General features: G+C 72.2%; 11 protein-coding genes. 5 read left to right on the top strand and 6 right to left on the bottom strand.

What is annotated here, in order from left to right:
• Positions 1-64: 64 nt before the first annotated feature.
• The 3 genes from JGU66_34160 to JGU66_34150 are packed head-to-tail and all read left to right on the top strand — an operon-like array spanning position 65 to position 8640.
• The gene (locus tag JGU66_34160; protein ID MBJ6765827.1) at positions 65-1963 is read left to right on the top strand and encodes a hypothetical protein; all 1899 of its coding nucleotides are present in this window, start codon (positions 65-67) and stop codon (positions 1961-1963) included.
• On the top strand, positions 1960-5562 hold the full coding sequence (locus JGU66_34155) for a flagellar motor protein (GenBank protein MBJ6765826.1): 3603 nt from the start codon (positions 1960-1962) through the stop codon (positions 5560-5562). The genes JGU66_34160 and JGU66_34155 overlap by 4 nt, the downstream gene beginning before the upstream one ends.
• 15 nt (positions 5563-5577) lie before the next feature.
• On the top strand, positions 5578-8640 hold the full coding sequence (locus JGU66_34150) for a hypothetical protein (protein ID MBJ6765825.1): 3063 nt from the start codon (positions 5578-5580) through the stop codon (positions 8638-8640).
• On the opposite strand, the gene JGU66_34145 is transcribed toward JGU66_34150, so the two are convergent.
• A complete protein-coding gene (locus JGU66_34145) occupies positions 8637-9998 on the bottom strand; it encodes a response regulator (GenBank protein ID MBJ6765824.1) in 1362 nt (453 codons plus the stop codon). The two genes, JGU66_34150 and JGU66_34145, sit on opposite strands and share 4 nt — an antisense overlap.
• A 27-nt stretch (positions 9999-10025) precedes the next feature.
• On the opposite strand from JGU66_34145, the gene JGU66_34140 reads away from it, so the two are divergent.
• Positions 10026-10412, top strand: coding sequence for a VOC family protein (locus JGU66_34140; GenBank protein MBJ6765823.1), 387 nt, complete (start codon positions 10026-10028; stop codon positions 10410-10412).
• Positions 10413-10472: 60 nt separating this feature from the next.
• Positions 10473-12317, top strand: a complete 1845-nt coding sequence (locus JGU66_34135) for a general secretion pathway protein GspE (protein MBJ6765822.1) — start codon at positions 10473-10475, stop codon at positions 12315-12317.
• A gap of 22 nt (positions 12318-12339) precedes the next feature.
• Here the strand turns inward: JGU66_34135 and JGU66_34130 are convergent, their stop codons facing one another.
• The 5 genes from JGU66_34130 to JGU66_34110 are packed head-to-tail and all read right to left on the bottom strand — an operon-like array spanning position 12340 to position 20386.
• On the bottom strand, positions 12340-13632 hold the full coding sequence (locus JGU66_34130) for a hypothetical protein (protein ID MBJ6765821.1): 1293 nt from the start codon (positions 13630-13632) through the stop codon (positions 12340-12342).
• A gap of 19 nt (positions 13633-13651) precedes the next feature.
• On the bottom strand, positions 13652-15103 hold the full coding sequence (locus JGU66_34125) for an IPT/TIG domain-containing protein (protein ID MBJ6765820.1): 1452 nt from the start codon (positions 15101-15103) through the stop codon (positions 13652-13654).
• Positions 15100-16476, bottom strand: a complete 1377-nt coding sequence (locus tag JGU66_34120) for a hypothetical protein (protein ID MBJ6765819.1) — start codon at positions 16474-16476, stop codon at positions 15100-15102. Before JGU66_34120 ends, JGU66_34125 begins: the two co-directional genes overlap by 4 nt.
• Positions 16476-18404: a hypothetical protein gene (locus JGU66_34115; GenBank protein ID MBJ6765818.1), complete on the bottom strand. Its 1929-nt coding sequence runs from the start codon at positions 18402-18404 to the stop codon at positions 16476-16478. The genes JGU66_34120 and JGU66_34115 overlap by 1 nt, the downstream gene beginning before the upstream one ends.
• Entirely contained in the window at positions 18401-20386 is a 1986-nt protein-coding gene (locus JGU66_34110) for a protein kinase (GenBank protein MBJ6765817.1), read from the bottom strand. Before JGU66_34110 ends, JGU66_34115 begins: the two co-directional genes overlap by 4 nt.
• Positions 20387-20404 lie beyond the last annotated feature (18 nt).

The following is a 20404-nucleotide window of genomic DNA, read 5'->3' as shown; positions in this document are numbered from 1 at the left end:
GGTCGCCCAAGCCGGTGCCTTGTAGAGTCAGCCAGCCCTGAAACATTTCGTTCCAGTCCTCCTGCTGCTCTGCGCCCCGGCCTGGGCGGACACGCTCGATCTCCTCGGGCCAACGTCCGCTGTGCCGCCCGAGGGCTTCGTCGTGGCGTTGGCGCGGCGTGGGGCGGACGGCGCGCCGGTGTCCGCAGCCTCGGCGTCCGTGACGGCGGAGGGCGCGGTGGTTCGGCCAGGCCCCGACGTGCCCCCCCTGCGCACGTTCACGGTCGTCCCCACTCCGGGCTCGCGCGAGGTGGTGCTGAAGGCGCGGGACCACGGCGAGGACGCGGTGGCGCGCTATGCCGTGGGCCCTCCGGCCGCGCGCGTCCAGCTCGCGCTGACTCCGCCTGCTCCCGTGAAGGGCCGCGACACGGATGCAGTGCTCGCCGTGCGGTTGCTGCGCCCGGATGGCACCCCGGATGACAGCGGCGCGCCTCCCGTGTTGCACGCCAGCGCGGGACAGGTGGAAGGACTCCGCCGCACGGGCCCGGGCGAGTACACCGCGCGCTATGTCCTGCCGGACACGCGCTACCCCGAGGTGGCCATCCTGGTGGCCCTCTCCGCGTGGCCTCATCCGCAGTCCGTCCATGGCGCCTACGGGCAGGTGCTGGTGCCGCTGGCGGCGTCGGTGGAGCTGCCGGGCACCACCGAGCCCGATGCGCAGATCTCCGTGGAGATCGCCGGCACGCGCTTCGGTCCTGTCGCGGCGGGCACCGATGGTCGCTTCCGCCTGCCCATCGTCGTGCCGCCGGGACACCGCTTCGGCAAGGGGCAGGTCGTGGACCGCGTGGGCAACGTGCGCCGGATGCCCATCGACCTGATGCTGCCGCCCACGGATGGGCTGGCGTGCGTGCTCCATCCCCAGCGCCTCCCCGCGGATGGCGTCGCGCAGGCCCGCTTGCTATGCGCCACGAGTGATCCGCTGGGCCGTCCCGTGGCGGATGCGCGCGTGGTGGCGCGGGCTCGGCATGGTCAGCTCGAGGGGCCGCGTCGCGATCCGAACGGCGTGCTCGAGTGGCGCTACACCGCGCCCCGGGTGTTGGCGACCGATGAAGTCATCGAGGCGTCGTGGCCTCAGCGCGGCGCGGAGTCTCGCGAGGAGCGACCCCTGCAGCTCGTCCAGGGCCCCGTGGCCTCGGTGGCCGTGGAGGTGTCCGAGCCGCTCGTGCACTACGGTGGTGAGGCCCAGGTCACCGTGACGGCGCGGGATGCCTTGGAGCGCGCGCGTCCCGCGGCCCAGGTCGCGGTGAAGGTGCCGGTGGGCGCGCTGAGCCCCATCACGGAGGGACCGGCGGGGACCTTCCGCGCCACGTGGTCGCTGCCGGACTCCGGGGAGGTGACGCGCGGCGAGGTCGTGGCTCACGCCTTGGGGCCGCAGGGGTCGGAGCCCGCGCGCCTGTCCGTGTGGTTGCGCGAGGGTGTGCTGTTCGCGGGCGTGGCGGACCTGGCGGGGCTGCCGGTGCCAGGGCAGCGGTTGCGCATGGGCCCGGAGACGCGGGTGACGGGGGACGATGGCACCGTGGAGCTGGGCCCGGCTCGGCCCGGGACGCTTCAGGTCCAGCACGCGGTGTGGCCGGGGCTCGGCGCCACGGTGTACGTGCTGGGCCCGTCGGGGCCGGTGTTCCCCGCTGCACCGCCGCTGTCGCCGGGAGCTGTCTCGCGCGCGGTGACGCTGGGGCCGCCGCTGCCTGTCAACGTGCGGATCCGCGTGGAGGGCGCACGCGTCACGTACTGGGTGGAGGACGCGAAGGGGCGGGTGTTGCCCTCGCGGCCGGTGCATGTGTCGCTGTCCGCGGGCGCGCGCGAGGCCGAGTCGGAGCGCGAAGGTCGTCACAGCTTCACCGTGGGCGGCGCGCGCGGCGCGGTCACCGTCTCGGTCGCGGATGTCGATACGGGCGTGACGGCGTTGGAGGAGGTGCGGCCATGAGCGCGGCCCTGGCGAGATTGCTGCGCTGGGCCCTGCTGGTGCTCGTGTGGGGGCCCATGGTGGCGATGGCGCAGCGGCCTGGCGCGGAGGTCCCCTCGCTGGCCTCGACGCTCGCGGGCCGCGTGTGCCGGGACCTGGATGGCGATGGCCGCTGTAGCCCTGAGGAGCCGGGCGTCGCGGAGGTGCGCGTCGTGCTGGACACGGGGCGCGAGGTCCTCACGGACGCCGAGGGCCGCTACCACCTCACGGCCGTGGACAGCCGGAGCCCCGACGCGACGGGTGGAGTGCACCTGCGTCCCGGGCGCCACCGGATGCGCGTCGATCCCCGCAGCCTCCCGGTCTCCAGCGTGGTGACACCTCGGGGCGCCACGGTCGAGCTGCCTTGGGGCGCGGTGGCGCTCCAGGACTTCGCGGTGAGCATGCGCGGCGCGCCCGCGCCTCCGACGACGCTGTCCTATTCGCGCACGCCTCCCGAGGCGCGAGTCACGGTCGATGGGCTGCGCTTCCTCGTGGCGGGGCGTGCGCGGCCTGGAGATCGCGTCACGGTGGCGGGCACCGAGGCCGAGGTCGATGCGTCCGGGAGCTGGTGGGTGATGGTTCCCCTCCAGCCGGGCCAGAACGTCCTCGCCGTCACCGTCACGGCGCGCGAGGGCGGGGTGCGCTTCTATCGGCAGCGCGTGGAGTTGGTGCGTCGCGGTCCCACGGGTTGGCTGGTGATTCCTCGCGCGTTGGATCCGTCGGGCGCGCTGCGGCTCCCGGCCGAGGGTGAGGCGCCGGTGGCGAGCGGCTTCACGAGCGTCCGCGTGGAGGGCGCGCCTGGGACGCGCGTGAGTTCATCGCGTGGCGAGGTGGTGCTCGGGCCCGATGGCTCGGCGGAGTTGCCGGTGCACCTGGTCCCCGGCGCGAACGCGGTGAAGCTGAGCTGGCAGCGTCCCGGTGAGCCCACGCGCGACGAGACGGTCACCCTCACCGCGGCCGCGCAGCCGTTCGCCGTGGGGCTGTTGGACCTGGAAGCCAGCCTGTCGCCGAGCACTGGAGACGTGCAGCTTCGCGGGCGCGGCGCGGCTCATGCCGAGGCGCGGTGGGGACGGCTCCGCCTGGTGGGTGAGTTGGAGCTGCGCGACACGGACTTCCGCGCGCTGCATTCCGCCGAGGCCTCTGACTGGCTCCGCCCCCGCGTCCCCGAGCGCTTCGAGCGCGCACTGGATCCTGACCTGACGCCAGCGGAGTGGGGGGATGACTCGGTCTCGTTGACGCCCAATCCCAGCGAGGGGCGCCTGCGCCTGGAGGTCCGTCACGATGACTATGGTCGGGTGGGCCTGGGCTCCTATCGCGCGCTCAAGATGGACCGCGAGGTGGGGCGCTATCACCGGCCTCTGTTTGGTCCTTACGCGGAGCTGAGCACGGGAGAGGGCCCGGTGGTCGCCGGGTTGAACGTGTTCGCGGGGGGACTGGCGGATCCGACCCTGGGTGTGACGGCGGTGCCTGCCCATGAGGAGCTGCGCGCCACGGGCGGCAGCCTGTACTACCTGGGCGGGGTGGTGGCCGAGGGTTCGGAAGTGCTTCGCGTGGAGCTGCGCGATGGCGTCACGGGACTGCCCGTGGCCGAACAGCACCTCGTGCGCGGGCGCGACTACGACATCGATGCATTCGCGGGTCGCATCCTGCTCGCCCGTCCGTTGTCGTTCCTCTTCGGCGCATCGCTGCTGCGCACGGATGCGCTCGTTCAGTCTCCGGAGCCGGTGCTGGTGGCGGACTACGCGGCGCTCCAGGCGGGTGCCTCGCGCGACGCAGTAGGTGGCGAGGCGTGGGGGCGGTGGGGCGCGACTCGGTTGGGCGTCTCCGCGGTGCGGGAGCGTCGCGAGGGCTCGCCGTTCCAGCTCGTGTCCGGACAGGCGACGTCGCTCGTGGGCGCATACACCCTGGTGGCCGAGGTGGCGTCCAGTCGCGGCGTCGCGGTGGCGCCGCTGGACTTCGGCGTGTCGGATGACGGTGGGCTTTCGTTCCTGCGTCCTGGGCTCGTGCTCGATGACTCGGGTGGCGCGGTGGGCTTGCGCGTGCGAGGGCCCGGGCCGTTGATGCATGGGGGTTCGCTGGACGTTTCGTTCCGGCAGCGCTCGCGAGGGTTCTCGGATGGCGCGCACTTCGATGCCGCGCGCTTCCGTCAGCTTTCGTTGCGCGCGACCCAGCCCGTGGGGCCGCTGCGGTTGACCTTGCTGGGAGATGATCGCCGCTCGGCGGATCCGCGCCTGCCCTTCGAGGATGGCGACTTCGGGGCGCGGACGCTCGGCGTGGGCGTGGGCTACGTGGGCGATGGGTGGGAGGTGCGCGCGGAGGCTCGGGATGGCTGGCTGCGCGCCACGGAGATCGCGGGTGAGGGACCGTTGCTCTCCGGTGGGCGCACGTCCGCGGGCGTATCCGGGCGGCTGCAAGTCGCGCGGGGCGTGTCTGTGTCCGCGAGCCATCGCCAGATGCTGGTGGATCGCGGCGAGGGTCCCGGCCGAGTGAACGACACGTTCTCGTCCGCGGGCGTGGACGTGGAGTTGACGCGAGACGCGGCGGTCGGTGTTCGCGGCGGCTGGGGTCCGAAGCTGGGGCCGCAGGCCTGGTTGGATGCGCGCGTGCAGCGTGGGCCGGACACCTACTACGGCGGATATTCGGTGGATGTGGACGGCCCCGACTTCGGAGAGGGCCGCGCCGTCTCGGGTGCTCGTACCGACATCGACGGCTCGACGGCCGTGTTCGTGGAGGACGTCGGCGCGCACGATGCCAACGCGGTGCGGCTCGCTCGCGCGATGGGCTTCCGACATCGGGTGTTGGAGGGCCTTGAGGTGGGGGCTCGCTACGAGCGCGGTGTGCGCCACCCGCTCGATACCCCCAGCGACCTCACGCGCGATGTCGGCGCCGTCGATGCGCGCTGGCTGCGCGAGCGCGTGCGCGCGGACCTGCGTGCCGAAGTCCGACATGAGAAGGGCACGCCCGCGCGCGGAGACCCCACGCTGGTGGACCGCACGCAGCTCGTGTTGGCGCTGGCGACGGAGGCCCGGCTGTCTCGCGATGTCACTGCCTCGGGCCGCTTGGATTGGGGCCGCACGGCGGGCCGGGCGGGACTGGAGGCTCGCTTCGTGGAGGGCTTCGCCGCGCTCGCGTGGCGACCGGGGCCCTGGGTGGTGATGGCGCGCTATGGCTTCACGCACGAGCTGTTGCCCGGTGAGCGCGAGGCCTTTGGCGACCGTGGCCTCGACGTGCTGTCGCTCATGCCGGCCTTGCGCCTGGGAGACCGGCTCTCCGTCGCGGCGGGGCTGCATGCGGGGCGCTCCAGCCTGGGCGACTCCGTGCGTTGGGTCTGGACGGGGACGTTGCGCCCCTCGGTCCGGGTGGTTGGAGGGCTGGAAGTGGCCGGCGAGGTGGCACGGCGCACGTCATCGCCTGACAGCGAAGGATTGGAATCCTACCGAGTGGAAGTGGCCTGGCGGACGGACGAGCGGCTGCGTGTTGCCGCGGGTTACACACTGCTGGGCTTCCATGGCTTGGGGCTCCAGGCGGATTCATCGGATGATCAGGGGCGCCTCTACCTTCGGGCGGAAGTGGCCTACTAGGGGACGGAGTCGAGCGTGCGCGCGTGGATCCTCAGCCTGACTCTGCTCGTGTCCTCATCCGCGTGGGCGGATTGGCAGGTGAAGAGCGTTCCGGGGACGCCCTCGGCCGTGGAGGTGTGGTCGCGCACCGAGTTCGGCGTGGCCACCAACAACGGCCTGTCCCTCTTCTCCAATGGCACGGCGACGATGGGCCTGGGGGGCGCCTTCATGGGCCTGGGCCGGACCGCGCAAGGCTGTGTTCTCGCTGTCCGAGGGGACAGCACGGTCGTGAGTGTGGGGGCGTGCTCGAGCCTGGAGGGCGCCCATCTGTATCCGACCTCCGTGGCCTACACGATGAAAGCGGTGCGCTTCACGCCGGATGGCAGCGTGGGGTTCGCGCTCGCGAACTCGACCCCTCTCGAGTTTGACTACCGCTCGTCGCTCGTGCCCCCTCAGGACGGCTCCTTCCTGTGGGGCCCGCTGCTGACCCCCGGCACCACTCCCGCCGGGCTCGACTTCGCCGCGGTGCTGACGCATGGGGGCGCGACGCACGCGCTCTTCTCGGAGATTCCCAACGCGAACTTCCGCTGGTTCCGGGACACCGCGATGACAGTCATCGCGGCGCCGAGCTCCAATCCTCCGAAGAAGGCGAACGCGCTGGCGCTGTTCGCGGGGGAGGATGCGAGCAACCCCACGGCCCTCTTCGGCAATGACAGCGGGCTGTATCGGGGAACGCTTGGGACGAGCGCCTATCCCTTCGTCCCCGTGGCGCTCCCGGGCGGAGCGATGAACGTCCTGGGCATGGACGTGAACACCGGGACGGGGTCGAGCCGCGGCGATGGCTTTGGCGTCGTGGTGGGCGTGCGCAGTGCGCAGACGCAAGTGCTCAGCGCGGTGCCGGCGCTGACTGCGTCGGAGATCGCCACCGCGTGGCGGGTGAGCCCGAAGTTCTCCCAGCTCCCCGTGGCCGGGCAGAGCCTGAGCGTGCGGCAGGTGCGCTGCCTGGGCGCCGAGGCGTGCGTCATCATCCTGAGCAAGCCAGACCTCGACAACGTCCTCGTCTACACCAACAGCTACGCACCCGAGCTGATGCCAATGCCTCCAGCGCGGGTCCAGGTGAGTGAGGGCACGACGGTGAGCGTGCCCGTGGCGCCCCTCGACGCGGACGGGGACGCGGTGCGGTTGGCGGTGACGCCGGGCCCTACCTCGCCGTCGCTCGCGATGCAGCAGCGCGCGCTCGATGGGGGCACGGACGGGGTGATGCTCGACCTGACCGCCGCGCCGGGGTTGTGCGCGAACGAGTCGTCCAGCGTCGCTGTCGCGATGACGGACGGGCTCAAGGCCCACGAGCAGCTGCGGACCGTCAGCGTGGACGTGGTCCACGACGTGAAGCCGAAGACGCCGCTCGTGGAGGTTCCGGATGGGGGCAGCTACCTGGCGGGAGAAGGTCCCGTGCGCATCATCCCGAGCCCGAGCGGCGGGCCCTGCGCCATCCAAGGCTACGTGTGGACGGAGTCGGGGAGCCCGTCGGGGACGGCGACGCTGACGGTGGACAGCGCGGGCGTCGCGACGTTCACGCCGGATCCAAAGCTGTGCCAGCCCGCGAACATCTTCCACACCTACGAGGTCCTCGCGCGAGACGTCGGAGGACTCGACTCGGCGCCCACGTCCGTGAAGGTGAAGGTTCGTCCCTGGGGACGTCCGCTGGCACCGTTCAACAACGCGACGACCCTCACGGTGTCCTCGGGCACGCGGGTGGCTGCCGCCGCGCTGCATGCATGCGCGGGCACCGCGGGCCTGCCGACCGTGTACACCGCGTGGTCCTTGCAGGGCCTCGGTGCGCCTCCCTCGGGCCTCTCGCTGGTGACGGACGAGCAGCTTCCCATCGAGGGTTTGCCGGTCCTCAGCCAGGGCATCGTCCCCACGGTGACGGGCTGCGCGCCGGTGGATGTGCCCTTGCTCGCGCGCAACCGCATCCTGCTGGACGGCGTGACGGAGGATGGCCCCGCGTCCGAGGTGTTGTTGCGCGTGCGGCCCGTGGTGCGGCCCGTGTCCCAGGGCGGGCCCGTGTTGTCTCGCGTGGAGTCGGATGAGCACGAGGTGCGGGGCGTCGCCGATACGGATCTCGACTGCCCAGCGGGGCGCTCCCTTCGCGTGGACCTGGCGCTGCGACGCGAGTCCGGCGAGGTGCTCGCCACGCAGTCCGTCGCGCCCGGGCCCGATGGGGCCTGGAAGCTGCCGCTGCCCCCGCAGTGTGGTGCCGCGCACTACGTCGTGCAGGCTCGCTTGTCCGACGCCGTCACGCAGGAGCAGGGCCGCACCATCGACCAGAGCGTCGAGGTGTCCGCGCGCGCCGCAGCGCTGGGGGACGTGGAGGGCTCGCTCGTGGCGACCTGCGGTCAGGGCGCCACGGGTTCGCTGACGCAGGTGCTGCCCCCGGGGGCGTGCTCGGTCGTGAACCTCGCGTGGGCCCAGGAGGACGGTCCGGCTTTGACGGAGCCCTCGGTGTCAGGTGCCACCGTTGCTGTATCCACGCGAGACACGGAGCTCGATGCGCTGGTGGGGCGCGACGTCACCTTGCGCGTGACGGCCTCGGCGGAGGGCTCCGCGCCCGCTGTCGCTCGGCATGTGGTGTCCATCGGCGTGAAGCCCTTCGTCGAGCTGCGGCGTCGCATGGAGACGCCCTCGGGGGCGGAGGGCGGGCTCGTGGGCGTGGAGGTGGTGCTGAGCAACACCACGACCTGCGGCGTGAGCACGGTGCGCTACGAAGAGTCCCTGCGCGGCGCGGAGCTGGTGCCCAGCAGCGTGAAGGTGGATGGGGTGCCCGTCGTCGCCAACACCACGAGCGATGGCTTCGCGGTGGAGGGGCTCGCGCTTCGGCCGGACGGCGTCACGCGCGTGACGTATGTGGCGCGCTCGCGCTTGCTGTCCGAGGCGAGCTTCGGCGGGGTGGCGCTGCTGCGCGGGGTGCCGTTGACGACGGGGCAGGGGCCTCGCTCGCCACCGTCGGGCTGCGGATGCTCGGGGGGCGGTTCGAGCGCCGCCCTCTTCGGCCTGCTGGCGCTGACCCGCGTGCTGCGGCGCCGCGCCGCGCGCTAGAGACCGAACGAGATGCGCTGACGCCGCGTGGGCGCGTCCTGGCGCTCCTCCAGCACCCCGAGCAGCTCCAATCCTCGCAGCGTGGCCAGGGCCTCGCGCTCGGAGAGGTCGCTCACGGCGAGCAGGTCCGCCACCGTCTTGGTGCCATCCGCATAGGCCAGCAGCAGGGCCTGGGGACCGCCGAGCTTCAGCTCGTGCAGCGCGTACGGCGGATCCGCGGTGGGCGACAGGCGGCGGGTGCGCGCGAGCCGCTGGCGCAGGGCCACGAGCGTCTCGGTGCGCTCCGTGCCTTCGAGGATGAGGTCGCCCGGGAACACGGACAGGCGAACGAGGTCCGCGCGCTGGGGACGCATGGGGCTGAACCCATACGCGCCCTCGGTCCACGCGAACGTGGACCAGATGAGTTCCTTGACCTGCTCGCCCAGCAAGGCCTGGCGCTTGCCCGCGTCCAGCACGCCCATGCGAAGCATGGCCTCGCCGGTGCGCAGCGCGTGAGCCTTCGCGTAGGCGGCGACCTCCGCGAGCTTCGCCTCGGTCAGCACGCCGCGCCGCACGCAGAAGCGGCCGAAGCGCTCCGGGGCGAGGTTGGAGGCCGCGTACACGATGCGCCCGGACTCGAAGTAGACGACCTTCAGCACCGAGCCCTGCTTGAGCTTCAGCTCTCCGTGATGGCGCGCCTCGTAGTAGGCGTTGAGGAGGCGCGGCACGGACGTGTCTCGCAGGTCCCCTCCGAGCGACCACTCGGGCAGCGCGCGGCGGCGGCGCTCGGGGAGGGGCGTGGCGCCCTCGGCCCAGACCTTCTCGCGCTGGGCGAAGGGCAGGGGCTGCGCCTCGTCCTCCACCGGCTCCAGAGGCGCCAGCTCCGCATCGGCGGCGTCGTCCGGCTCGGGGACCAGCTCCTCCAGGACGAGCAGGTCCACCTCGTCGAGCAGCTCCTCCTGCTGTGGCGCGGGCACCGTCTCCACTGCGTCCGCGGCGTCGGGGCGTCGGGCGCGCGGCACTCCGCCCGCGAGTTCCAGGGCATCGAGGACGGTGTCCAGCTCGAAGGGCTTCTCGAAGAAGGCCCGTGCGCCGTGCACCTGCGTGGCCTCCTGCGCGAAGCGGTCGCCCTTGTAGACGCCGCTGACGGCGATGGCCGGGATGCGATGGGCACGCAGCGCGCCCAGCACCTCGCTGCCACGGATGTCGGGGAGCAGCAGATCCACGAGGGCGGCGTCGAAGCGCGCGCTCGGACCGAGCGTCTCCAGTGCCGCCTCGCCGGTGTGCACGGCGATGGCGTCATGGCCCCGGTTCTGCGCCATGGTGGCGACCAGGGAGGCCAGTTCGTGATTGTCCTCGACGATGAGCAGTCGCGCCATGGGCGGGCAGACCCTACCATCAACCCCATGCACGTTCAGGGCTTCCACCACGTGGCCATCCAGGCGAGGGACGTGGAGCGCGTTACCGCCTTCTATCGCGACCTTCTGGGCTTCCCGGAGCTGACCCGACACCGGAGGCCGGACGGCTCCCTGCGGAGCATCTGGGTCGGGGTCCCTGGGGGGGCCTTCCTGGCCATCGAGGCGGTGGAGGGGGCTCCCCCGGAGCTGCCGTTCCGCCACGAGCATCCCGGCCTGCTGATGCTGGCGTTCCGGATACCGCGCGGGGAGCGGGCGGAGGCGGTGGAGACCCTGGCGCGCGCCGGGGTTCCGCTGGAGCACGAGACGCGGTGGACGGTGTACGTACGCGACCCCGAGGGCAACCGGGTGGCGCTCAGTCACCACCCCGAGGACTAGCGTCCGGATGCCCGGTTGCTGGCTTGCGAAGCGCGAGGGGCCGCGACTACAAGCGAGCCCATGCGCCTCGGTGAACAGCTCGTGAACGAAGGCCTCGTGACCGCTGAGGCCCTGGAAGAGGCGCTCGAATCCCAGGTGGTGCACGGCGGTCGGCTGGGGACGAACCTCGTCGAGCTGGGGCTGTTGTCGGAGCAGGACCTGGCGCGTTCGCTGGGCAAGCTCCACAACTGCGCGCACGCCTCGGGTGAGATGGTGCCCGACCCGAAGGCGATCGCGCTGGTGGACGCGCACCAGGCGGACGACAAGGAGTTCCTGCCCATGCGGGTGGATGCGACGCGGCTGAGCCTCGCCGTGGTCAACCCGCACGACTTCACGACGCTGGACGCGGTGGCGTTCAAGACGGGCAAGCGCGTGGTGCCGGTGGTCATCCCCGAGTTCCGGATGAACCAGCTGCTGCGCCGCTACTGCAAGGCGTTCCGGCCGCTGCGGGCCATTGACGTCGACGCGGCTCGGCCTCGCAAACCCGTGGGTGTCTCCGGCGCGGTGGAGAAGGTGCAGGAGCGGCCGCCCGACCTCATGAGCGAGGAGGAGTTCCAGGCGGTCTACGCGCAGGCGCTGCGCGGGGGCGGGGAGCAGGACGCGGACGGGGTCGACTCCGAGGAGGTCATCACGGGGGTGGTGCTGGAGGAGGTTGCTCCGGCCCCCATCGCGGCGCAGCGACCTGGTGCGTTCCCGGGGGCCGCGCACGCGGGAGCGGTGGTGCCGGGAGGCATGGCTCCGGCCGGTGCGGTTTCGCGCGGCGCGAGCGCACCTCCGCCAGGAACGTTGCAGCCCATGACGGGAGGCGCGCCCCCGGCCGCTGTCCAGGCGCAAGGGGCCAGGCCGCAGGCCGGCGTTCCTTCCCATCCGAGCGCGCCGATGCCTCCGCAGGCGGGAGGCCATGCTGCCGCGCGTCCGCAGGGCGCGGTGCTGCCGGGGGCGCTGGTTCCGCAGGGCGGTGGTGGCGTTCCTCCGGGCGCGTTGGCCCCGCAGGGCGGTGCGCCGAACGCTGCCGTGCCCATGCCTCGGGGGGCTGTGCCGCCCGCGCCGCTCGGTGGGGCGCCCAAGGGCAACGTGTTGCCAGGGGCGCTTCCCAGCCAGCCGCAGCCCGCGGCGGGGCCGAGCGCGCTTCCACCTCAGGCTCCCGCTTCCTTCCCTGTGCCGGGCGGGACTCCGCAGGTTCCTCCGCCCGCAGCGGTCCAGGCTCCGGGGCGAGTCGGTGGAGCGCCTGTCGCTGCTCGCGGTGGTGTGCCCCCGGCCGCGCCACCTTCCGTGGGGGCGCTGGGGGGAGCCGTCCCGGTGGCCGCGCCTCCGAGCGATGCCGCCGCACGGACTCCCGTTCCCCAGGCCCCGGCGCGTCCGCCCGAGCCGCCTCCGTCCCCTCTGACCTTCGCGGAGGCGCAGGCCGAGCTGGGACGCAGCTCGGACCGCGAGGACGTGGCGCGCACCGTGCTCCGCTTCGCCGTGGGCAAGTGGCGGCGCTGCCTGTTGCTGTCCGTGCAGGGCAGCCTCGTGACGGGCTGGCACGGCATGGGGCAGGGCGTCCGTGACGCGGCGGTGCGGCGCATCGGCGTCGCGTTGCGAGACCAGAGCACCTTCCGCCTCGTGCGCGACACGCGCTCGCACTACGTCGGGCCGGTGAAGCGCGATGCGGCGATGGGGGTGTTCTACAAGCTCGTCGGTGGAGGCTTTCCGACGACCGCGGTCATCCTTCCGCTCCTCGTGCGCGGCAAGGTGGTCCACCTGCTCTACGTGGACAACGGTCCGGATCAGCTCACGACGCCGGACGTGGGCGAGCTGCTCATCCTCTCGCAGAGCGTGGGCCGCTCGTACGAAGCCATGATGCGCCGCCGCAAGGGCTCCTGAGCGTCGCGCTGACCTGGGGAACTCAGTGTCCCCAGGTGTCGACGACCTTCGGCGTCTTGAGCCGAGCCTTCTTCGTCACGGGCGGGAGCACCACCAGCTTGCGCGCCTTCTGGAACAAGGGCCTGGCTGGACTCGAGTCCACGTAGGCCCCCCAGTAGTACGTGCCCGGTCGCAGGCGCATCAAGGTGAGCTGCTGCATGCTGCTTCGCTGCACGCGCACCACCTGCTGAAGCTCGGGGTCGCGCGCCACCACCAACCGGAAGCGCTGTCGCCCGCCCATGGACTGCCACGCGAAGACGATGCCTCGCGACGCGACGAAGGGCGTCTCATGGCCATCGCTCGGGGTGACGAGCAGGTCGCGGTTCACCTCCGCGTCCACGTAGATGCGGCGCGCGAAGCCAAACTCACTCTGGTGTCCGTCCGCGTCGGCGGTGGCCACGCGCCAGACGTAGGTGCCGGGGCCCTCGGGGGTGAAGGTGAAGGGGCCTCGCGCGGACGTGGTGCTCACCACGAGCTGCTCGAAGCCCAGGTCCCGAGCAATCTGGACGCGGTAGTGGTCCGCGCCAATCACCTCGCTCCACGCCAGCGCGACGCGCAACCCCGCGGCCCACGTGAAGCGCGCATCGATGCCGGGCTCCAGACTGGTGGGGAACACCGGCAGCGGGAACACCGGAGCGGCGAGGCCCCGGCTCAGCTCCACGCCGTGTCCCTCGAGGACCGCTTGCTGCCGTTGTCCCGAGACGAGCGTCAGCCGTCCCCGCGCGACGGACAGCAGGGCGCCGCGATGTGTCCGAGTGAGCCGGAACTCGGCGGGCTGGCCCGCCTCTCCTGGGGAGACGGCCACGATGGAGCCGTCCTCGGTCCGCACCAACAGCGCATGCGCGTCCCCGTTCGCGCTGGCAGGGAGGAAGCCCCGCGCCGAGCCGCTCTCCAGCGCGACGAGCGGACTGTGATGCGTGCCCGCGTCGCCCTCGGGAGCGCGCTCCACCAGGGCCACGGATTGTTCCTCCAGCTCGATGCGGCCTCCCTCGAGGAACTCGATGCGCGCGGACGCGAGCGCTCCCGTCCGGACCCAGTCTCCGGGGCGGAACGTGGCGCCTTCCTCGATGCGCTCCCAGAAGGACTGCCCCGCGCGCATCACCTCGACTTGCCCCGTGGACGCCGCGCACGTGGCCACGATGGAGGAGAGGCGCCGCGCCAGTTGCTCGGTGTCCTGGGCTGACGCAGGTGCGTTCGTGCACCCAAGGCACGCGAACCACGCGAGCGGGAGGGCCCAGACCCAAGGGCGCGCTCGCGATGGAAGGGGGACGTGCATTCGCGCGGGTCCTCTCACCTCAGGGGCGCTCGCGGTCGTCGAGGTCGAGCGTGAAGACCTCCGTGGTGTCGCGAGCGGGGCGGTTCGAAGAGATGGCCTCTGGGCGCAGCGGAGCGCGCACGGAGATTGCGCCCCTCGCGCTGTCGAGCCCCGGCGCGGACGCGCGCATGATCACCGTCCCCGCGCTCATGCCGCGCACGTAGAACAACGCGACGCGCGAGGCGGGCGTCAAGGCAAGCCCCGCGATGGAACTCGCGCAGGTTGGGTCTCCGTTGAAGGTGTAGTCCTGCGTGGGCTCGGCCGCGAGGTCCACCTGGGTCGGGCCTGGAGTGAGGGTGGGATTGTCGAAGGCGTCGCGAACCTCCAGCGCCACGGGGCCCGAGCAAGTCCCCAGGACGAGCGCATCCGGGAACGAGGCGAAGGCGAGCCGCGCGGGTGCGGCCGGGACGACCTTCAGCGGCTGCACCGCCGAGCGCAAGGTGCCCGTGCTCGCGGTCAGGGACGAGCCGCCCGCGCGCTCGATGCGCAGATAGAAGCTGACCGAGTCCGCGCCCGCGTCCATCGAGAGTCGCGCGAGCGGTGTCGCGCAGCTCGCGTCGGCGTAGAGCGTGCGCGTGCGCGGCAGGTCTTCCTCCAGGGAAATGTCGAGCGCCTCGCGCGTTGCCACGCGATCGCCCTGGTCATCGATGCGCGCGAGCGTCACCACGGAGGTGCACTCGCCCGCGGTGACACTCCTCGCCGGGGTGACGAAGCGCAGCGCCACGGCCGCGCGGGCGGTGACCTCGAAGGGCGCGGACACTCCGGTGTGTCCGGTGCTGTCATCGAGCCGCAGCACGTTCGCGCTCATGGTGCGGCGCACCTCCAACTGTCCGCTCCAGACACCATCGCGAAAGGGCCCCACCATCGACGGCACGGCGGTTCCGGAGTCGTCCGTGAGCTTCGCCGAGCCGTTGAAGCCGCTCAGTCGCTGGCCCTCTCCATCCACCGCGAGCACCGTGACGGTGAAGGGCTCCCAGGCGTGCTGCGCGTTCACGGCCTCGAAGCGAAAGCCCGCGAGCGCGCGCGTGCGCTCACCCGAGGTGGCGAGCACCTCGAAGGCTCGCGCCAGCGTCGCCTCTCGGCCCGAGGGATCCACCACGGTCAGGTCATACAACCCACTGGCCAGTCCCGCGGGGACGGTGGCTTCCAGTTGATCCGGTCCGATGAGCTGGACCTCGTCGAGCGCCTCCGGGCCGAGTCGCGCCTGGAAGGTCGTATCCACGGTGTCGCGGCCATCGTGGGAGAAGTCGGTCCAGACGCTCGGACGCAGGCCCTCGCCGGTGATGGTGACGCGCAGGGGGGCGCTGGCTTCGCCACGCGTGGGGGACAGTGAGAGCAGACGCGGCTCGGAATCGACAGCAGCGCCGCAGGCCACCAACCCACCCAGCGCGAGGTAGAGCGCATGCGTGCGAACGTGGATGGACAGGCTCATGGATCCACCCGGAGTTCTTGCGAGGCACGGCCAAGTCCCGAGGCCGTGGGCGCGGCGGATTCCACGAGCCAGGTGCCCGCGACGGGGGCGCGGACGTAGACGGTGACGCTCGGTGTGCGCTCGGAGACCGCGAGCGGTCCGCTGGGCGTCGTACAGCTTGGATCCGCGTGCAGCGTGAGCCGAGCCGCGGCGGGAACGCTCATTCCCAGTTCGATGGGGGTGCTGGGGCCATGGATGTTGCCGAAGCGATCGCGCGCGGAGACCGTCAAGGTGGCGGAACAGCCACCCGCGCTCACGACGCGCGCCGGGGACGTGAAGGCCAGCGCGACCGCGACACCGGGTTGGATTTCATGCTGCTGGCTGTCCCCGGGAAGCGCGGCGGGACGGGCTCGAAGGAGCAAGGGCCCCGCGTGTCGCGCGCTGACATAGAGCGACTGCGTGGCACGCGTGAGGGAGAGTCCCTCGGCTGGCAGGGGCTGGGTGCAGGTCGCATCGGCAAACAGCCCGACTCCGTCGGAAGGATCCGCTCGAATCGCGACGCGCATGGGGCCATCGAACGCGGTCACCGCGCCCAGCGCGTCGCGCACCTCCAGCGTGGCGGGCCCCATGCACGTGCCGGCCTCGGCGGTGAGCGCGGGGCTCGACCAGACGACCTGCGCGGGAGGTGCCTGGCGCACGTCGATGGTCGCGGACTCGGAAGTCACTCCGCCCGTGGCTTCGAGGCGCAGGCGATTCTGCGGCGTGGGCATGGCGAGCGTCACGAGGGCACTCGCGCGTCCTTGGAAGAAGGGACCCACGCTCGCGGGGACGACCGCGCCGCTGCTCGCGCCCAGCCGCACCGTCTCCTGGAAGTCCGGCACCGGCTGACCCTGCGCATCCACCGCCGTGACGGTGATGGGGAAGGGGATGCCCGCGTGTTGCACGGCCTCCATCACGACCTGGAAGCCGGCGACCGGAGGTGGCGCGGGCGTGACGCGGTAGCGGAGCCGTCCCTCGGCCTCGGCGCCGGAGGGCTCCACCACGCGAAGGGCATAGTCCCCGCGCGAGAGCCCCGCGGGCACTCGCGCGCTCAGGTGGTCATCGGAGAGGAACCGCACATCGAGCAGGGCGACGTCCTCGCCTGTTGCGTCGAGGGGGGAGAGCCACGCTTGGAACGTGGCGTCCAGCGAGCCGGTCTTGGCCGAGAAGTCGGTCTGCACTTGGGGGTGGAGGTCGCGTCCGAGGATGTCCACGGCCACAGTGGCCGTCATCGCGCCTTGCGCCGGGCGGACGGCCAGCACGCGTGCGGGAGAGTCGTCGCCGGGCGCGCACGACGTGAGCATGAGGCTCAGGCCCAGGGCGCCACCGCGCGGCAGGAGGCTCGCGGCGCGCATCAGAGCACTCCGAGGCGATAGCCCACGTCGAGCCCGGGACCGCCCGCATCGAGGCGGAAGCCGCTCGCGGAGACCGGGGCGTGGACAAAGGAGGCCTCGGTGAAGAACTGGCCGGGGCCGAGCGCGTAGCTGGCCGTGAGGAAGCCCAGCCCGCCCAGGCCCATCGCCTCGACGCGTGTGTCGGAGAGCGAGGTCCGGAAGCGCGCCCAGGTGGCCGTGGCCCCGGCCCCCAGGATGAGGCTCGCGCGACGCGAGGCGAACAGCTCCACGCCTGCACGGAGGCTCACGGGCAGCGCCCAGGCCTCAGACCGGGACGTGAGCGAACCCGTGGTGTCCTGCACGTTTCGCTGGAACCGCGATGCCGCGGCGGCGAGTCCCAAGCCCCACCAATGCCCCCGCACCGTGAAGGGCACCCACGCCTCCAGGCCCGCGCGGGGCCCCAGGTCCGCGCCTCGGACCACGCCCGCGCGCACGCCCACCAGCAGTCGGTGAGGTGCCGCGCGCAGCGGTACGGGCACGCGTTGCATGAACTGCCCGGACGCATCCGTGATGGTCAGCTCGACGGGGTCGTCGGGAAGTCCCGCGGGCGCCAGATACATCGATTCGTACTGGCCATCCGCGAGCGCACGGGGGGGACTCACCGCGCCCTGGTTCGCCACGACGATGAGCCGCGCGCCCTCGAGCGGGAGCCCCGCCGCGTCGCGCACGTCGAGCGCCAGTCTCACGCGCGTCGAACCATCCGCGGGCACGGGCACCTGGGCCAGCGCGACGTGCAAGGCTCGGGGGATGGGGGGAGGGCGCAGTTGATAGCGAACCTCCGTGCGCGCCGAAGGGCCCGAGCGTCCGCTCACGGTGGCCTCGAAGCGCACCACGCCGCCCGGCGGAAAGAACGCAGGCGCCACGAACGGCACGCGATACAGGCCGTTGCCCGCATCGGTGATTCCGCGGAGGGGCTGGCCGTTGGCGGAGACTTCGACCTGCTGGGCAGGGAGTCCGGAGCCCGAGGCGGAGAACACCTGGAGCGACAGCTCCGCGCGCGAGGTGCCATCCGCGGGCAGAGGTGTCTCGGGTGGGTGCAGCACGAGGTTGGCGGGCGCGGGCAGAGCCAGCGCCACGCGGAGGCTGACTTCGGACGCGGCCTCATCCTCGATGCGTGCCTGGAGGCGCGCTTCGGTCTCCAGCGTGCCAGCCGGGGGCTGGTACTGGAACTGCTCATGACCGTCGCTCGACGCCACGCGCGTGACGGTGCCCAACTCCGCGCGGAGCTGCACCGAGGTGGCGCTCACTCCGTCCTCGACGCCTGGATGAAACACGTCCACGCGCGCACGCCCGCGCCCATCCGCGAGCAGCGCGGGCGTGACGAGCGCCACGGCGATGCGGTTGTAGGGCGGCACCTGGATGGGCACGCGATGGGTGGCCGTGGCGCCATCGCGCTGGCGCGTCGTGACCTCCAGCGTGTGGATGTCCGGGCTCACCTCGATGGGGAGCAAGGCGAGGCCGCGAGCCCCGGCTCGCACAGGGCCGAACGTGCGCCCTCCTAGCGTGCCTCGCACCAGGGCGCGCGGTCGCGTGCGAACTTCCACGCGCGTGGTCCCCGACAAGGGAATGGTCAGCGCGGAGAGCTCGGCGTCAGGCCCGGTGTCGTGCCACACCACCACGCGCGCCACTTGCGGAAAGCGCGTCACGGGCGGCGTGTACACGGCGCGATAGACGCCCGGGCTTTGGCGCGTCACCTCGCTGAACGCGCCCACGTTGACGACGAGGCGCAGCGCGGGGAGCGGCGTGAGCGCGGGCTCCTGGACGTGGAAGGTGACGCCCACGGCCTCGGTCTTGCCGAGCACGATGGGTTCGGCGTCCAGCTCCAGCGAGGCCGCGAACGCCGAGCGCTCCAGGGCGAGCAGCACCAGCAGCGCGACGGCCGTCCTCATGGGCTTCTCCGGCCCACGGGGCGAGCCCGCAGCGAGGACTCCAGGGCCAGCACGCGCGCGCGCAGGGCCTCGCGTTCGGGGTCTGCCTCCAGCGCCGCGCGGAAGTGCGCCACGGCCTCGGCCACGTCTCCGCGCGAGTCCGCCACGTCGCCCAGCCACTCGAAGGTCGCGGCGAGCGCTTGCAGGCGCGCGCGGATGCGTGGGTCATCGGGCTTCAAGGTCCGGGCCGCCTTGAGCTGGGCGAGCGCGGTGTCCTCACCCGGTCCCACCAATCGCGCCGCCGCGATGAGGCGATCCGCCGCCATCAGGTGGGCCTCCAGCGCGGCGCCACGTTGGTGTCGCGTCCAGAGCACGCCCCCCGCCACGGTGAGCGCGACCCAGGCGCTCAGCGCGAACCCTCGCAAGGCACGCGGGTGCCTCGCGGCGACGAGTCTCACCGGGCGCGGCACCCAACCCCAGACGCGCTTGGCGAACCGGCGCCAGACAAGCGCTGCGTCCGTGCCGTCGCGTTGTCGGGCCACGCCGATGAGCGTCTCCGTCTCGCGCTGGGACTCGGCCAGCTCGTCACCGAACAGCTCGCGCATGGTCTGCACGAGGTCGAAGGGCGGCAGCGAATCGCGGACCTTCTCCAGCGCTTCGCGCAGCGCGTGCGCACTGGGCGCGCGGCGCTCGCGGTCATATTCAGTGGCCCACTGCACCAGGCGATCCAGCGCCTCTGGCACCCCGGGGCGGAAGGCGGACGGACGCAGGCGCACCTGCCGCGACGCGGCGATGGCGGCGGGGCTGGAGATGCGCTCGAAGGGGCGCTCCAGCGTGAGCAGTTCGTGGATGACGAGCCCCATGCCGTAGAGGTCCCACGCGGGCTCGGGCGTACCTCCCAGGGCCTGCTCGGGGGCCATGTACGCGCGCTTGCCCACGGTCAGCGCGGAGTCCCCACTGGCGAAGCTGGCGGACGCGACGCCCATGTCCACCAGCTTCACCGCGCCGTGCAGGCTGATGAGCAGGTTGCTGGGGCTGACGTCGCGATGAACCAGTTGGAGCGGACGTCCATCCAGGTCGCGCTTCCCGTGCAGATACTCGAGCGCCTTGCTCAGCTCCAGCCCCAGCGCCACCGCCAGCCCCACGGGCGGAGGTTGCCGGCGCTCGCGCAAGCGGTGGATGAGCTCCGCGCCGTTGCGGCCATTCACATACTCCATGGCGAGGAAGGGGCGCCCCGCCGCGGAGCTGACGTCGAAGACCTGGATGACGTTGGGGTGTTGGAGCGTCGCGCTGACGCGGGCCTCGGTGAGGAACAGCTCGGAGAGGCGCGGGTGGCACGCGTACTCGTGAAACACCAGCTTGAGGGCCACGAGCTTGTCCACGCCCTCGCCCATGCGACGCCGCGCGAGGATGACCTCGGCCATGCCTCCGGCGCCCAGCCGTTTGATGAGCTGGTAGCTGCCGAAGAAGTCGAAGGGACGCAGCCCGCCTTGCCATGCGTGCGGATCCCTCGCGTGCAGCAGCTCCTCGTGGGTGTAGTCCGCGAGCGACAGCGTGTCGCCTTCGGCGGTGCGCGGGATGATGCCCGCGGGGGTCAGCTCCTCGGGCACGGTGGAGAGGGCGAGGCGCTGCGTGCCCCAGCTCTCCGTGATGGGCTCCCGGTGTCGGAAGGGCGGGGGGCGGACGACGCTTCGCGAGGTGACCGAGTGCCGAGGCGTCAGGGGCAGGTCGCAGCTTCCGGGCTCCAGCTCCACGTACTTGACGAAGTAGCCGCGCAGTCGGCCCGCGAGTCCATGCTCCGTGACGCGAGCGCGCCCCGCGGCGATGGGCGCGCCGCCCAGGAACGTGAGCTGGAGGGGGAACTCCGCGCCGATGGGCTCGGGTGGATCCGCGGGGACGAAGAGGCCATGCGACGCGAGACTCTGGTTCAGCCGTGCGCGTGAGGCCGGTTCGTCCGCGAAGGGGAGTCGGAATACCCGATGGTGCTTCCTGGTCTGTTTCACGCAGCCTCCCAGGGGAGC

Source organism: Myxococcaceae bacterium JPH2 (genome assembly GCA_016458225.1).
In the GTDB taxonomy this organism is placed as follows: domain Bacteria; phylum Myxococcota; class Myxococcia; order Myxococcales; family Myxococcaceae; genus Citreicoccus.
This window is presented reverse-complemented; position numbering and strand designations above follow the sequence as displayed.